General features: G+C 74.1%; 12 protein-coding genes and 1 pseudogene. 10 read left to right on the forward strand and 3 right to left on the reverse strand.

Annotation, left to right across the window (positions count from 1 at the left end; all coding sequences use genetic code 11):
- The first annotated feature begins 132 nt into the window (after positions 1–132).
- The 5 genes and pseudogenes from ACIBVP_RS03760 (at position 133) to ACIBVP_RS03780 (ending at position 6,428) form a co-directional block, all read left to right on the forward strand.
- Entirely contained in the window at positions 133–2,316 is a 2,184-nt protein-coding gene (locus ACIBVP_RS03760; RefSeq protein WP_396104403.1) for a hypothetical protein, read from the forward strand.
- Positions 2,316–2,797 (forward strand): annotated as a pseudogene (locus ACIBVP_RS03765) (AAA family ATPase); the annotation flags it as partial. The gene ACIBVP_RS03760 and the pseudogene ACIBVP_RS03765, both read left to right, overlap by 1 nt.
- A gap of 150 nt (positions 2,798–2,947) precedes the next feature.
- Positions 2,948–3,295: an AAA family ATPase gene (locus ACIBVP_RS03770; protein ID WP_396104930.1), complete on the forward strand. Its 348-nt coding sequence runs from the start codon at positions 2,948–2,950 to the stop codon at positions 3,293–3,295.
- Entirely contained in the window at positions 3,292–4,419 is a 1,128-nt protein-coding gene (locus tag ACIBVP_RS03775; RefSeq protein WP_396104404.1) for a DUF58 domain-containing protein, read from the forward strand. Before ACIBVP_RS03770 ends, ACIBVP_RS03775 begins: the two co-directional genes overlap by 4 nt.
- Positions 4,416–6,428, forward strand: coding sequence for a DUF3488 and transglutaminase-like domain-containing protein (locus tag ACIBVP_RS03780; RefSeq protein WP_396104405.1), 2,013 nt, complete (start codon positions 4,416–4,418; stop codon positions 6,426–6,428). The genes ACIBVP_RS03775 and ACIBVP_RS03780 overlap by 4 nt, the downstream gene beginning before the upstream one ends.
- Here the strand turns inward: ACIBVP_RS03780 and ACIBVP_RS03785 are convergent.
- Entirely contained in the window at positions 6,425–7,963 is a 1,539-nt protein-coding gene (locus tag ACIBVP_RS03785) for a protein kinase (protein WP_396104406.1), read from the reverse strand. The genes ACIBVP_RS03780 and ACIBVP_RS03785 overlap by 4 nt on opposite strands.
- A gap of 64 nt (positions 7,964–8,027) precedes the next feature.
- Here ACIBVP_RS03785 and ACIBVP_RS03790 point away from each other — a divergent pair, with 64 nt between their 5' ends.
- The 4 genes from ACIBVP_RS03790 (at position 8,028) to ACIBVP_RS03805 (ending at position 12,132) form a co-directional block, all read left to right on the forward strand.
- On the forward strand, positions 8,028–9,482 hold the full coding sequence (locus tag ACIBVP_RS03790) for a methyltransferase (protein WP_396104407.1): 1,455 nt from the start codon (positions 8,028–8,030) through the stop codon (positions 9,480–9,482).
- Positions 9,483–9,564: 82 nt separating this feature from the next.
- Positions 9,565–9,903: a PadR family transcriptional regulator gene (locus ACIBVP_RS03795; protein ID WP_396104408.1), complete on the forward strand. Its 339-nt coding sequence runs from the start codon at positions 9,565–9,567 to the stop codon at positions 9,901–9,903.
- Positions 9,900–10,880, forward strand: a complete 981-nt coding sequence (locus ACIBVP_RS03800) for a hypothetical protein (RefSeq protein WP_396104409.1) — start codon at positions 9,900–9,902, stop codon at positions 10,878–10,880. Before ACIBVP_RS03795 ends, ACIBVP_RS03800 begins: the two co-directional genes overlap by 4 nt.
- A gap of 484 nt (positions 10,881–11,364) precedes the next feature.
- Positions 11,365–12,132 (forward strand): IclR family transcriptional regulator, encoded by a 768-nt coding sequence (locus tag ACIBVP_RS03805; protein WP_396104410.1) that lies wholly within the window; start codon positions 11,365–11,367, stop codon positions 12,130–12,132.
- Here the strand turns inward: ACIBVP_RS03805 and ACIBVP_RS03810 are convergent.
- Entirely contained in the window at positions 12,095–12,889 is a 795-nt protein-coding gene (locus ACIBVP_RS03810) for an enoyl-CoA hydratase/isomerase family protein (RefSeq protein ID WP_396104411.1), read from the reverse strand. The genes ACIBVP_RS03805 and ACIBVP_RS03810 overlap by 38 nt on opposite strands.
- Positions 12,886–14,076: a CaiB/BaiF CoA transferase family protein gene (locus ACIBVP_RS03815; RefSeq protein ID WP_396104412.1), complete on the reverse strand. Its 1,191-nt coding sequence runs from the start codon at positions 14,074–14,076 to the stop codon at positions 12,886–12,888. Before ACIBVP_RS03815 ends, ACIBVP_RS03810 begins: the two co-directional genes overlap by 4 nt.
- A 187-nt stretch (positions 14,077–14,263) precedes the next feature.
- Between ACIBVP_RS03815 and ACIBVP_RS03820 the strand changes: the two genes are divergently transcribed.
- The gene (locus ACIBVP_RS03820) at positions 14,264–14,854 is read left to right on the forward strand and encodes a hypothetical protein (protein WP_396104413.1); all 591 of its coding nucleotides are present in this window, start codon (positions 14,264–14,266) and stop codon (positions 14,852–14,854) included.
- The last annotated feature ends 7 nt before the right edge of the window (positions 14,855–14,861 follow it).

Genomic DNA, 14,861 nt, shown 5'->3' on the forward strand with positions numbered 1-14,861 from the left:
CCTGAGTCGTCCAATCCCCGCGGGCGCGGGCTCCGAACAACTGCCGGAACCGTGACATCGGTTCCGATGGTCCTTGACGGACCAAGTCGGTAGCATCGCGCGCGCAGGTCGGGGAGACTTGGGGATTCAGCCGTGCTTCAGGGGATTGCCCGGCGACTGTTCGGCACGCGGGGACGCGTGCGTGACTCGGCGAGTTTCGGGGCCGCCTCGCTCGGTGTGCTGCTGATCGCCGGTGCCGTGCTCGGCACCGGCGTGGCGCGCACGGCGGTCGACGTGTCCGACGGGCTGACGTGGCTGCCGGACGACCCGCGTGGCGAGGTCGTCCAGGTGAACCCGGCTTCGGGGCGGCCGGAGGTTCGGCTGCGGGTCGCCGGCGGCGACGCGCGGCTGGAGATCACGCAGAAGGACGGCGTGCTGGTCGTGCTCGACCGGCGGACCGGGCAGATCACCGTGATCGACCTCGCGACGCTGCTCGCGAGCGGGCGGCGGCAGGTCCCGCCGGGCACGGCCAGCAAGGTGCTGGTCTCGCAGGGACGCGTCTACGTGGTCGACCGGGTGGCGGGCACGATCACCAACGCCGACCCGGTGACGCTCGCGGACGTCGGCGGGCCGTGGCGGGCCGGGCAGCCGCTCGCGGACGTCGTGGTGGACGAGGCGGGCGTCGTGTGGGCCGTCGACCACGACGGGCACCTGCACGCGCTCGAGTGGTCCGACGACGACCGGGCGTTCCGCGAGAAGTCCGACGAGACCGTGCGTGGCGCGGGCCCGGCGACCGTGCTCGTCCCGCACAGCACGGGCGTCACGCTGTTCGGGCTCGACGACGGTGTGGTCGTCCAGGTCGGCACGGGACAGGACGTGAGCGGCGCGACGCCACGACTGCCCGGCGAGGTGCTCGCCGCCCAGAACAGCCCGTCCGGGCTCGTGCCCGCGGCCGTGCCCGACCGCGGCGCGGTCGTGCTCGTCTCCGGCGAGCGGGTGGTGCGGGTCGACGCGGCAGCACTGGGCTGCGGACGGCCGGGCAGGCCGGTCGTGTTCCGCGACCGCGTGTACGTGCCGTGCCTCGGGTCCGGGAAGGTCATCGTGCTGGACCGGGGCGGCGAGCGCGGCGCGAAGGACATCCCCACCCCCGGCGGCGGCGACCCGCAGCTGGTGTTCGACGACGGGCGCCTGTTCATCAGCGGCCCCGGCGCCGAGCGCGGGGTGATCGTCGACGCGGACGGGTCCACGAAGCCGGTCACGATCCGCAGCCCGGAACTGCCCGTCGTGAACCCCGACCGGCCGCCGATCCCGGAGGTGCCGACACCGCCGCGGCCCAGCCCGCGACCGGAGGAACCGACCCGGCCCGGCAGCGGGCGCGGTGACCAGCCCAGGCCACCGGACACGCCCGGGCCCGGCACCACCACCGGGCCGTCGCGGCCCGGCGGTGGCACGGGCGGGGCGCCGGGCGCGCCACCGGGTGTCACGGTGATGCTCGCCGAGCGCACCGGCACCGAGCTGACCGCCACCGTCAGCTGGGGCACGCCCGCCGACAACGGCTCCGCGGTCACCTCGTACACGGTCGTCGCGAGCGGCGACTTCACGGGCGGCAGCCAGTCGACGCGGACGACCGAGACGACCGTGCGGCTCACGTTCCCGTGCGCGGGCACCACGTTCTGCGACAACGGCAGCCTGGACGTCGCCGTCACGGCCACCAACCGGGCCGGGCGCGGCGCCACGGGCACGGCCGCCTGGACCGTGCCTCCGCCGCAGCAGCAGCCGACGACAACGACCACCCGGCCACCCGTGCCGACCACGACGACGAACCCGCCCGCGCCGCCCACGACCACGACGCAGCCACCGACCACGACGACGACACCGCCCCCGCCGCCGCCCCCACCGCCGCCGTCGTTGCCGTCCGCGGGCGCGTCGGTCATCGGCACCGTCCTGTCTGGCGGGCGGCAGGACTACACCCGGACCATGGCGCTGAACCCGCCGAGCGACTGGGCGACCCACAACGGCCGCTGCGAGCTGGTGAACACCACCCACGGCTACGCGGTGACGATCGCCTGCTCGGCGACCAGCGCCGAGATCGCCGTCGAGCAGGGCGGCAACCGGCTCGTCGTCCGCGCCCACGCGAGCGACGGCCGGTCCGTGGACTCCGCGCCGAAGTCGGTGCCCGGGCCGAGGGAACCCATGTGCGGGAAGTACCTCTGCTTCGGCACCGGCAAGATCGTCGAGCTGTCACCCGTCGAGCGGCCGATCCGGTTCGGGCAGGCCGGCGCGGGCCTCGGCCTGCTGGTCATCGCGGTTTTCTTGTACGCCAGGAGGAACGACTGATGACCGTGGTGACCGGACAGGGCGTCGGCGAGCACGAGATCGCCCAGTTCAAGGTGCTGCACACGCAGGTGGCGGACGCGGTGGAGACCGCGGTGCGCGGCAAGCGGGACGTGGTCGACCTGGTGCTGGTCGCGTTGTTCGCGGGCGGGCACGTGCTCCTGGAGGACGTGCCGGGCACCGGGAAGACGACGCTCGCCCGCGCGGTCGCCGGTGCGCTCGGCGGGCTGTCGCGGCGCGTGCAGTTCACGCCCGACCTGCTGCCGTCGGACGTCACCGGCACCTCCGTGTACGACCCGCGCAGCGGCCAGGTCAGCTTCCGGCCGGGCCCCGTGTTCGCGAACGTGGTGCTGGCCGACGAGATCAACCGCGCCGCCGCGAAGACCCAGTCGGCGCTGCTCGAGGTGATGGAGGAACGCACGGTCACCGTGGACGGTGTCGCGCACGCCGTGCCGGAGCCGTTCCTCGTGGTGCCACGCAGAACCCGATCGACCTGGACGGCACGTACCGCCTGCCGGAGGCCCAGCTCGACCGGTTCATGGTGCGCACGTCGATCGGCTACCCGGAACCCGCGCACGAACTGGACGTGCTGCGCCCCGGCAGCAGCGCGGGCCGCGTGGCGCAGGTGCCGACCGTGACGAGCCCGCAGACCGTCGCGGGCTACGGCAGGCTGCTCGCCGACCTGCACGTGGCGGAGCCGATCCTCGGCTACATCAGCGAACTGGGCACCGCCACACGGGCGGAACCCGCGCTGCGCCTGGGCGCCAGCACCCGCGGCCTGCGGGCGATGGTGCGGTGCGCGCAGGTGTTCGCGGCCGCCCAGGGCAGGCACTTCGTGGTGCCGAGCGACATCCAGCGGCTCGCTGTGCCCGTGCTGGCGCACCGGCTGGTGCTCACCAGGGAGGCGCTGCTGGCGGGCACGACCACCGAGGACGTGCTGGCGGCGGTCGTCGAGCGCGTGCCGGTGCCGCGGCCGTCATGATCCGGCTGACGTGGCGCGGCACCGGGGCGCTCGTACTCGGCGTGGCGCTGACCGGGCTCGGCCTGTGGTGGCGGTACCCCGGCGTGGCGGGCCTCGGGCTCGCGCTCGTGGGGTTGGCGGTGGCCGGGGTCGTGAGCGTGGTCGTGCCCGCGCCGGTGCGGGCGTACCGGTCCGTGCGGCCGCGCACCGTGCACCGGCTCGGCACGTGCACCGGGACGCTCGAGCTGACCAGCACGGCGCGGCGGCCGCCGGTGCGGCTCGACGCCGTCGAGTCCGTCGGCGGCGAACCGGTGCCGGTCGCGGTGCCGCTGCTGGCTGCGCGGGCGGGCACGACCGTCGAGTACCCGATCCCGACCGCGCGGCGCGGCGTCCTGCGCGTCGGGCCGCTCGAACTGCGCAGGCACGGGCTCGCCGGGCTCGCCGCCTCGCGTGCCGTGCTCGGCGACGCCGTCGACGTCCGGGTCGTGCCGAGGGTGCTGCCGGTGCGCGGGCTGCCGTCCGGGGTGCGGCGCGGCCAGGTCGGCGCGGACGAACGCGTGGAGCGCGGCGGCACCGACCTGGTCGGCCTGCGCGAGTACGTGCCCGGTGACGACCTGCGCAGGCTGCACTGGGCCACGAGCGCACGCACCGGCACGCTCATGATCCGCGAGGACGCCGACCCGGCACGCCCGCACCTGGCCGTGCTGCTCGACGACCGCGTGACCAGCCATCCGGACGCGGACGGGTTCGAGGACGCGGTGGAGCTGGCGGCGTCGTTGCTCACCACCGCGGTCGGGGCCGGGCACCCGGCACGGCTGCTGGCCGCGTCCGGTGCGGTGGACGTCGAGGTGGACGGCGACACCGACCACGTGCTGGCCGCGCTCGCGGACGTCGGGCTCGCCGGCGGGGCCGGGGCGTTGTCGGTGCCCGTGCGGGACCTCGACGTGGTCGCGGTGGTCTCGGGGCCGGGGGCCGAACAGGCGCCGCTGCTGCTCGAGGCAGGGCGGGCGTCGGTGGGGGTGGTCATGGTGGTCGACCGGTCCGTCGACGCGCCGTCGTTCGCCGCGGTCGGCACCGTGCTCGTGCTGACCGGCCCTCGGGCCGAGGACGTGCTTTCCTTGTGGGACACGGTGGTGGCGCGGTGATCGCCCGCGCCGGGTGGTCGGCCGCGGTGCTCGTGACCGGGGCCGTGCAGCTCGCCGCGGGCTGGGCCGGCGGCACCGCGGCCGTCGTGTTCGCCGCCGCCGTCGTGGTCACGTACGCCCTCGTGCTCGGCGCGCGAGCCGTCAAGGTGCCAGCCGGGCTCACCGTGCTCGCCGTGCCGACCGCGGCGGTCGTGGGCGCCTACTACGTCGCACCCGCGCCGGGGCCGCTCGACGCCGTGCTCGACTCCGTGCCCCGGCTGCTCACCGCGCCCCGGCCCGCGCCGCCGACGCCCGACCTGCTCGTGTCCGGTGTGCTGCTAGTCGTCGCGGTCGCGCTCGTCAGCGCGCTGACGCTCACCGGCAAGGCACTCGTCGCGCCCGCGGCGGGCGGCGCCCTCCTGTACCTCGCCGCCGCGCTTCTCACGGCGGGTCAGGCCGACCCGCACGGGCTCGGCGCGGTCGCGCTGCTCGCGGTGATCGCGGTCGGGTGGGTGGTGGTCGACCGGCCCGCCGCGCTGTCCGCCGCGCTCGTGGTCGGGCTGGCCGCCGTCGCCGCGGTGGCCACGCTGCTGCCCGCACGCGCCCCGTTCGAGCCGAGGACGCTCGTCACGGCACCGGTGACCGACCTGCCGGTGTCGAGCCCGTTGCCGAGGCTCGCGTCCTGGGCGGGGGACGGCGACACGGAGCTGTTCCGCGTGCGTGGCACCGAGGCGCCGACCCGCCTGGTCGTGCTCGCCGACTACACGGGCGCCACCTGGCGGGCGTCCTCGCTGTACGGGCCGCTCGGCGCGGTCGCCCCGCCGCTGCTGCCCGACGGCGCCCGGCGCGCCGAGTCCGAGGTCGAGGTGACCGTCGGCGACCTGGCGCTGCCCTGGCTGCCCACCACCGGCAGGCCCGTCGCGACGAGCGCGGCCGACGCGGTCGTCGACCCGGACTCCGGTTCGATGGTCCTGCCGTCCGGGGCCGCCAAGGGCTTCACGTACACCGTCACGTCCACAGTGGACGCGCCGGAGGACGGTGACCTCCTCGCGGCCGGGGTGCCGGACGCCGCGACCGCGCGCCGCTACCTCGCGCTGCCGAACCTGCCGTTCTCGCTCGCCGAGTACGCGCGCCGCGCCGTCACGGACGCCCGCACTCCGTTCGAGAAGGCGGTCGCGATCGAGGAGGTCGTGCGGGCGGGCCGGGCTCCGGACGCGGAGGCCCCGGTCGGGTCGTCGTACGCGCGGCTGGAGACGTTCCTGTTCGGCGCGCCGGGCACGGCCGGGGCGGGTGCGGGGACGGCCGAGCAGTTCGCCTCGGCGTACGCGGTGCTGGCGCGTGCGGTCGGGTTGCCGACACGGCTCGTGGTCGGCTTCCGCCCGGTGGCACCGGGCCCGGACGGGGTGTTCGTGGTGCGGGCGCGGGACGCGACGGCGTGGCCGGAGGTGTACTTCGCGGGCTGGGGCTGGGTGCCGTTCGACCCCGTGTCCGGCACGGACGACGGACCCGGCGCCGCGTCCCGGCGCGAGGTGATCAACCGCCTCGCGACCCCCACCCCGACGCCGTCGACACCGGACACGACCGGGCCGCCGCTGCCCACGCCGAACGGGGATCGCGCCGTCACCGCGGCGCCGGAACCCGTTGGCCTGCCGTGGTTCGTGCTCGTGGCCGAGGCGCCGGTGCTGGTGGTGGCGTTCCTGGGGCTGCTGCGGGCCGGGCGGCGGTTCCGGCTGCGGTGGGCGGGTGCGGCCGGGGCGTGGGCGTACGTGCTGGACTCGTTGTCGCTGGCCGGGCGGACACCCGCGCGGCACCGGCCCGCGCCGGAGATCGCGGCGGACTTGGCCGTGCCGGGCGCCGAGAGGGTCGCGGCACTGGCCGACCGGGCCGCGTTCGCGCCACCTTCCGACCAGCCGTCCGGGCGGGCGGCGTGGCCGTTGGCGCGGCGGGTGCGCGCCGAGCTGCGACGGCGGGTTCCGTGGTATCGCAGGGTGTTCTGGGCCGTGGATCCCCGGCCGCTGTGGCGCCGTTAGCGCTCGGTGCAGCGCCGTTCCGACGCGCCCCGGTCGGTGGCCGGGTCGTCGAGGCCGATGGCGAGGACCACGAAGCAGTACTCGTCCTGTGCCGGGTCGAGCCCGTCGACCGTGTGGGTCGTGGTGCCCGCGGGCACCTGCACGAGTGCCTGTCCCTGTGCCGCGGTCGCGTCCACGACCACGAACTCGGCGTTGCCGTCCGTCGGGTCGGTCCAGGTGAGGGTGACGCGGTCGCCCTGGTCGTCGAGCGGGCTCAGCACGGGCGCGAACGCCGGATCGCCGCCCGTCACCGGCGCGGTGGTCGTCGTCGTGGCTGTCGTTGTCGTCGTGGTGGTGGCCGGTGGCTGCGCGACCGGCTCGTCGCGTCCATTGAGGACGGTGACGAGCACGCCGACCGCGACACCGACGACCACCGCGGCGATTCCGAGGACCAGGCCCTTCCTGCTCCGCCGCCGCGGTGCGGTTACGTCGTCCGGCGGTGGGGGCGTGACGGCGGGCGGTCGCGGCGCATCGGGCAGCCGGACGGTCAGTCCCGCGAGTTCGCTGCCCGGGCCCGCCACCGTGAGGTCGCGCGAGGTCGGGTCTTCGTCGTCCGGCGGTATCTCCGGGAGCGGCGGCGCGGGACGCGGTCCGAAGTCGGGTAGTTCCGCGACCGGCGGTGTCCAGCCCGGTGTCCCGGTCTGGATCGCCGACAGCGCCGCGCGCAGTGCCGCCGCGTCCGGGAAGCGGTCCTCACGACGCTTGCTCAGGCACCGCGCCAGGATCGTGGTGAGTTCGGGCGGGACGTCGGCTCGGCGCAGGGGCCGCGGGTCGGTCGTCCGCACGCGGGCGAGGTAGGACAGCATCGTGTCGTCGTCGGCCGCGAACGGCGGCGCGCCGTCGAGCAGCGTGAACAGCGTCGACCCGAGCGACCACAGGTCGTCGGCGGGGGACGGCTCGGCGCCGTCGATCATCTGCGGCGCCGCGTGCCGGTAGCTCACCAGTTGCAGCGACGACGTGATCGCCCCGTCGGCCATGCGGGCGATGCCGAAGTCGGCGAGCACGTAGGAGGTCGGCAGCACGAGGATGTTCTGCGGCTTCACGTCGCGGTGCAGGAACCCCTGCGCGTGGGCGAAGGCGAGCGCGTCGGCGACGGCGATCCCGGCCGCGACCACTTCGGGCACCGGCAGCGGTCCGTGCTCGCGCAGCCGGTCCTGTAGCGAGCCGAGGTCGTGGTACTCCATCACGATGCACGGCCGCCCGTCCGGCGTCGTGCCGGTGTCGATCACCGTGACGATGTGCGGGTGCTGGCGCCCGAGCCGCACCGTGATCTCCAGCTCGCGCCGGAACCGCGCCACCCGCGCCGGGTCCTCGACGTTGATGACCTTGACGGCGACGAACCGGTCGAGCCCGTCCTGCCGCGCGCGGTAGACGGTGCCCTCGCCGCCCTCGGCGACGAGCCGGAAGGCGCTGTACCCGGGCAGCCGTGGTCCGGGGGCGGTCGGTTCGCCGGTTTTCGGCGCCCAGGCACGGAGTTCGGCGTCCGGGTCGGTCACCTGCGCAGTCTAGTGCGGGGCACCGTGTCGCGGGGCCGCTTGTCGCGTGACAGCATGTCGTTTCGTGCTTCCCGATCTTTCCGCCGACCTCTGTGCTCGGTTGCGTGACGCGTTCCTGACGGCCGGTTACACCGCGGACGGGGTCGTCGCGGCCCTGGGGTCGCAGGCGCACGCCGCGCTCGGCCGTGGCGAGCCGGAGCCCGCGCGGCGGGCGAGCCGGGACGCGGGCGACCTCGGCACCCTCATCCGACTGTTCCTGCTCGGCGACATCGAGCCGGAGCAGGCGGTCCGGGCCGCGCTCGGGCCGGTCGACCTCGCCGACGCGGTCGCGAACGAGGTGCTCACCGCGGACGGGCGGGCCGGGCTGGACATCCGGCCGTACGGGGAGAACTGGTGGGTGGTCGCCGACCTCGACGCGGACCAGCGCGGCGGGGCCGTGCCGGAGGACCACGTGCTCGGGGTCGGGCACGCGTCGGTCAACCTTGCCCGCGCCACGGCGCGCAGGCCCGTCGGCACGCTGCTGGACGTGGGCACGGGGTGCGGGGTGCAGGCACTGCACGCGAGCACGCACGCGTCGCGGATCACCGCGACCGACCTGTCGGACCGGGCGCTCGCGCTGGCCCGCGGCACGTTCCTGCTCAACGAGCTGGACGTGGAACTGCTGGCGGGGCCGTGGTTCGAGCCGGTGGCGGGCAGGCGGTTCGACCAGATCGTGTGCAACCCGCCCTTCGTCGTCGGACCCGCGCGTGTCGACTACACGTACCGCGACTCGGGGCTCGCAGGCGACTCGGCCAGCGCACTGGTGATCGGCCGCATGCCGGAGTTGCTCGCGGAGGGCGGCGTCGGGCAGCTGCTCGCGTCGTGGCTGCACCGCGAGGGCGAGGACTGGGCGGAGCGGGTGACGTCGTGGCTGCCGCCGGGCGTGGACGCGTGGTTCGTGCAGCGGGATGTGGCCGATCCGGTGCTGTACGTGGGCACCTGGCTGCGGGACGCCGGGATCGACCCGCGTTCGGCGGAGGGGCGGGAGAAGGCGTCGGCGTGGCTGGACTGGTTCGACGACAACCACGTCGAGGGCGTCGGGTTCGGGTATGTGACGCTGCGGCGCGCCGACGTCGCCGATCCGGAGATCGTGTGCGAGGACCTGCGGCACGCCTACGACGACCCGCTGGGCCCGGAGTCGTCGCGGTGGCTGGACAACGTGGCGTGGCTGCGCGCGCACGGCGACGAGCTGGCGTCGACGCGGTTCACGGTGCCGTCGTCCGTGGTGCTGGAGGAGGTGTCGTCGCCCGGTGACGAGGGCTGGGAGCCGGTCGTGCGCAGGCTGCACCGGATGGACGGGCCGGGCTGGCAGCACGAGATCGACGAGCCGACCGCGCGGTTGCTGGCCGGGTGTCGTGGTGCGCTGCCGCTGTCGGATCTGCTGGCGTTGCTGGAGGTCGTCTACGACGGGATCGACACGGAGGCCGCACTGCCGATCGTCCGCGAGCTCGTGTTGCACGGGATGCTCGTACCCGCTTGAGATCGGGACGTCCGTTGCCGCCGAACCATTCGTGGGGAACCAGGACTTGCCATAGTCAAGTGATCTGTATATAAAGATCGCCATGCCAAATGCTCCGTTGCGGGAGCCGACCTTCCTGATCCTCACCGCGCTCGCGGCACGGCCGCAGCACGGCTACGGCATCCTGCGCGACGTCGAGGAGATCTCCGAAGGGCGAGTGACCCTGCAAGCAGGCACCCTGTACGCCGCGCTCGACCGGCTCAGTGCCGACGGGTGGGTGGACGTCGACCGCGAGGAGGTCGTCGACGGGCGGCTCCGGCGCTACTACCGGCTGACCGAACCAGGTGCGGCCAGGCTGGCCGCCGAGGTGGAGAAACTGCAGGCACACACCCGCGCGGCGCGGCAACGCCTGCGTGCGCGGCTTTCTGGAGGGACCGCGTGAGCGAAACGAACGACCTGGCCGACCGGTACCGGAAACTCCTGGGCTGGTACCCACGTGACCACCGCGAGCGGCACGGCGAGGAGATGCTCGGCGTCCTCCTGGCGGGCGCGGGCGACCGGACCCAGCCCAGCCGCAAGGAAACCGTCGACGTGCTGCGGGGTGCGTTGCGCCTGCACCTGCGGCGGGTGGTGGGCGCCGACGGTGGTATCGCCCACCGCGACGTGTTCGCGATCGTGAGCCTGCTGGGGCCGATCGTGATGCTCGCTGGTGCGGCGCAGCTGCTGGACCGGCTGGTCGCGTGGGTGCGGCTGGGCTCGGCCGAGTCGTTGGCGAGCGTCGTGGAGAGGCCGGACGCGCCATTCTGGGCCGTCTGGATCGTGGTGGCGGTACTGAGCCTGCTCCGCATGCGCCGCTCTGCGGCGGTCGGCGCGTGGCTCGGTTCGGTCGGCCTGTTGCCCGCCCCCTTCTTCGGCATCGTCACCTTCTACGACGACGTGTTCGTCAACGCGGGCTGGCTGCTGCTGGGCGTGCTGGTCGCCGCGGCGTTGACGTTCTCGCCCGGGCCGGCCCGCGGCTGGGAGCTGGTGGGTGGCAGGCGGGTCCTCATGCTCGCCGCCGCCGTCGCGGCGAGCGTCGTGCTGGTGATGGGGTCGCTCGGCACCTACAACGTGCTGTACTACCCGATGTCCCGGGTGACCGAGGTGGTGGGAGGCGTCCGGATGACGGCCTGGTGCCTCGCGCTGGTGCTGTTGGTCGCCGGTGCCCTCATGGCCGCGGGCGCGCGGACCCGGGAAGGGCGCCGCGCCGCGCTGGTGCTCGCCGTGCCCGTCGTGGTGACTCTGCTCATGGTGCTGACGCCGAGGAACGCGGACTACCTGGTGGGCGGGGCGGTCTGCTACGGCGTGCCGATCGTCGTGCTGCTGGGGCTGGGCACCGTGCCCCGCCGCGTGACCCGGCCTTCCGGAGGGATGGCGTGAGCGCACCGAAGGACGTGGCCGAGCGGGGCTTGCGCGGCTACTGATGTTCCTTCCGTGGTGGCGGCACGAGACGCCCGTCGCCGCGATCACCGTGTCGTCCGGTTCGGCGCGGACCGCCGGGAACAGGCGGTCCGCGCCCACGGTCATCGACGTCTCGTAGTGTTCGGCCTCGAAGCCGAACGAGCCCGCCATGCCGCAGCAGCCCGCGTCCACCTCCTCGACGGTCGTGCCAGGGATGCGGCGCGACAGTTGGGCGCGCCGCCGGGTGCGGGCCGAAGGCGGAACCACCGCGGCAGGTTCTCCCGTTCGAACCTCGGCAGCGGGCGCTTCGCGGTGATGCAGTGCCGCGCTCTTCAGCTTCGCCATGTCCACACCGAGCGGGCACTCGCTCTTGCACGCCTTGCACATCAGGCACAGGTCGAGCACCTCGTGCAGCCGGTCGTCGCCCAGGGCCGCCCGCGGGTGAGCCGCATAGACTGCCGGAATGAGTGAGGGGATGCGGACCGTGCTCGCGGCCTTCCGGGTGCTCGAGGAGGTCGCGTTCACGCAGCCCGCCGGCGTCGGTGAGCTGGCGCGCAGGCTGCAACTGCCCAAGACCACGGTGCAGCGCGCGCTCCAGACTCTGTGGACGGCGGGCTGGATCTGCCCGGACGGCGCGGAGAAGACCCGCTGGGTCCTCACCACCCGCGCACTCCACATCGGACAGCACGCGGTCGCGGACCTGTCCGTCCGCGACGCGGCGCTGCCGATCATGCGGGAGCTGCGCAAGGAGACCGGCGAGACCGTGCACCTCATGGTGCTGGAGGGCGACCGGGCGGTGCTGATCGAGAAGGTGGAGACCGAACACCCCATCCGGGCGGTCATCACCCTCGGCAGCGCCGTCCCGCTCCACGGCTCGTCGAACGGCAAGGCCATGCTGGCGCACCGCCAGGAGGACGAGGTCCGCGCCCTGCTCGGCGGCGAGCTGGTCCGGCACACCGACGCCACGATCGTCGAGTGGGACGCCTTCTTCGCCGACCTGGCGGCGGTCCGGGAGCGCGGCTACGCGACGAACGTGGGGGAGTGGCGGACCGACATCTCGGCGGTCGCGTCCCCGATCTTCGACCACGAGGGGCACGTGTCGGCGAGCCTGTCGATCTCCGCACCCGGCAGCCGGATGCCCGAGGGGCTGCGGGCGCGGTACGGCGCGCTGGTCACGGAAGCGGCGCAACGGGTCAGCGCCACGTTGGGCTACCGCCGCCCGACGAGCTGATGCCCTGCCACCTCGGCGGGCGTTTTCCCAGGAACGCCGCGACGCCTTCCCGGAAGTCCGCGCTGCCGTAGCACAGCGACACCAGGTCGTCGCCCGGTGGCAGGGCCTGGTCCCGCAGGCGTCGCAGCGCGATCTTGCTGGCGCGCATGGTGAGCGGTGCGTTGGCGAGGAGGCGTTCGCACAGTTCGGCGAGGCGGGTGTCCACGTCGTCGGTCAGCTCCGACGCGAGCCCGATCCGCGCCGCCTCCGCCCCGTCGACGAAACCGGCCGTGTAGATGAGGTGCACCGCGCGGGCGGCCCCGATCAGGTGCACCAGCCGCGCGTAGGTCGGCATCGACACGCAGTTGCCGAGCGTTCTGGCGATCGGCAGCCCGAAGCGGGCGTCCGGGGTGCAGACCCGGAGGTCGCACGCGGCGGCGATGCTCAGCCCGCCGCCGGTGGCGTACCCCTGTACCACCGCGATCGTCGGTACGTGCACCTGTTCCAGCCGCGCCAGCACCGACTCGATCCGCTCCTCGTACGCGAGACCGTCGGACGCGTCCCGGAAGTCGCGGAAGTGAGCGATGTCCGTGCCGGACACGAACGCCCTGCCGCCCGCGCCGCGGATCACCGCCACCCGCACGGAGTCGTCGGCGTCCACGCGCTCGCAGAACGCGGCCAGCGCGTCGTACATCGCCATCGTCATCGCGTTGCGTGCCTCGGGCCGGTTCACCGTCGCGGTCGCGACCGGGCCGTCGACCGTCACCTCGATCGTCATGACACCGCTCCCTCGGCACGCAGTGCGGCGATCTCGTCGGCCGTGTAGCCGATGCCGCGCAGGATCTCGTCGGTGTGTTCGCCCAGCGCGGGTGGTGGACGGCGGACCGTGCCCGCGGTCTCGCTGAGCTTGACCGGGATGCCGAGCGCGCGGATCCGGCCTTCGACGGGGTGGTCCATCTCGACGACCATCTCGCGGGCGCGCGTGTGCGGGTCGGCGCACGACTGGGCGTAGTCCCGGATCGGCCCGGCGGGCACACCCGCGTCCAGCAGCCGCCGCACCCACTCTTCGGTGTCCTGTGTGGACAGCGGGTCGGCCAGCTCCGCCGCGAGTTCCGCCCGGTTGCGCACCCGGTCGGCGTTGGTGGCGAACCTCGGGTCCGCGAGCAGGCCGGGCCGGTCGAGCACGGCGCACAACCGGGTCCACAACCGGTCGTTGTTGGCGCCGATCGTCACGTACCCGTCGCGGGTCGGGAACGCCTCGTACGGCGCGTTCACCCGGTGTGCCGAACCGAGCCTGCCCGGCGCCTTCCCGGTGGCCCACAGCTCCGCGGTCTCCCACACCGACATCGCGAGCGCCGCGTCGTACAGGGACGTGTCGACGGCCTGGCCGCGGCCGGTGACCGTGCGGGACATCAGGGCGGAGAGGATGCCGACCGCGCACAGCAACCCGGCCGACAGGTCGGCGACCGGCACCCCGGACTTCACCGGTGTGCCGCCGGCGTCCCCGGTCACGCTCATGATCCCCGACATGGCCTGGGCGATCAGGTCGTAGCCGGGGCGGGACGCGTACGGGCCGGTCTGCCCGAAACCGGAGATCGACGCGTACACGAGCCGCTCGTTGACCGCGCGCAGCGCCGGGTAGTCGATGCCGAGCCGCGCCGTGACCCCCGGCCGGAAGCTCTCCACCACCACGTCGGCGTCGCGGACCAGCCGGTGGAACGCGGCACGCCCGCTCGTGCCGCGCAGGTCGACGGCGATGCCGCGCTTGTTGCGGTTGACGGCGACGAACGCCGAGCTCTCCCCGTTCGGCAGGCGGTGGCCGGTGGCCTCGCGCGTGGCGTCGCCGCGGCCGACGGGTTCGACCTTGATCACGTCCGCGCCGAGGTCGCCGAGCAGCTGGCAGCAGAAGGGGCCCGCCATCACCTGGGTGAGGTCGACGACCGTCAGGTTCGCCAGTGCGGTCATCGCCACCTCTCGCCAAGTGTGCCGTATAGTGGAACGAACGTCGTGCAGTGGAACACCCCGACCATACGATTGCCGTCCGGAAAGGGTCAAGGCGATGGCCGGGATGTGCGCGTCCTGTGCCCGCTGACCAGGCGATCTCGCCGTTCCGCTGCTAGCCTCCGGCCGTTGTCGATCACAAGGGAGACCCATGTCGGGGGACTCGTACGCGCTCGTCGACCTCGAGGTGCTGGGGGACGACGACACCCTCCGCGAACAGGCTGAGGCGGCGCGTGAGGCGGCGGGTGACGAGCCGTCGGACACCTACCGGGCCGACGACCCCACCCGGTCGATCGAGGTCACCGTCGACCGCGACGGCAGGCTGGCGGACCTCCGCCTCGCCGAGTGGTGGTCGGACCGGCTCGACCCGGAGCGGTTCGCCGAGACGCTGTTCGCCGTGTACACGGCCGCCGTCGGCAAGGCGCTCGTCATGGCACTGTCCACACGGGACGACGAGCGGGACGGTCCGGCGCCGGGGAAGCCCGAGCAGTCGCTCGCGTGGATCAACGCGACGCTGGCGGAGAACGACGCGAAGCTGCTCGCGATGCGGCGGGCCGAGCCGCCTGCCGACGACGAGTTCGCACTGCGCAGCGAGCACGGGTACGTGACGCTGCACGTCCGGGGCGGTATCGCCACCGGCCTCACCGCCAACGCCGCGGTGCTGGGCTACGCCAAGGCCGACGTGCTCCGCGCGGACGTGCTGGCGGTCTTCACCGACGCCGGTCTGACCACAGAGGACTGAGGGGAGT

Origin of the sequence: Actinophytocola sp. NPDC049390, assembly GCF_044466355.1 — a bacterium.
Taxonomy (GTDB): domain Bacteria; phylum Actinomycetota; class Actinomycetes; order Mycobacteriales; family Pseudonocardiaceae; genus Actinophytocola.

Coding starts and splice junctions, on each gene's coding strand:
- ACIBVP_RS03775 (WP_396104404.1), top strand. CDS start 3,292: ATGATCCGGCTGACGTGGCGCGGCACCGGGGCGCTCGTACTCGGCGTG.
- ACIBVP_RS03795 (WP_396104408.1), top strand. CDS start 9,565: ATGCCAAATGCTCCGTTGCGGGAGCCGACCTTCCTGATCCTCACCGCG.
- ACIBVP_RS03805 (WP_396104410.1), top strand. CDS start 11,365: ATGAGTGAGGGGATGCGGACCGTGCTCGCGGCCTTCCGGGTGCTCGAG.
- ACIBVP_RS03810 (WP_396104411.1), bottom strand. CDS start 12,889: ATGACGATCGAGGTGACGGTCGACGGCCCGGTCGCGACCGCGACGGTG.
- ACIBVP_RS03815 (WP_396104412.1), bottom strand. CDS start 14,076: ATGACCGCACTGGCGAACCTGACGGTCGTCGACCTCACCCAGGTGATG.
- ACIBVP_RS03820 (WP_396104413.1), top strand. CDS start 14,264: ATGTCGGGGGACTCGTACGCGCTCGTCGACCTCGAGGTGCTGGGGGAC.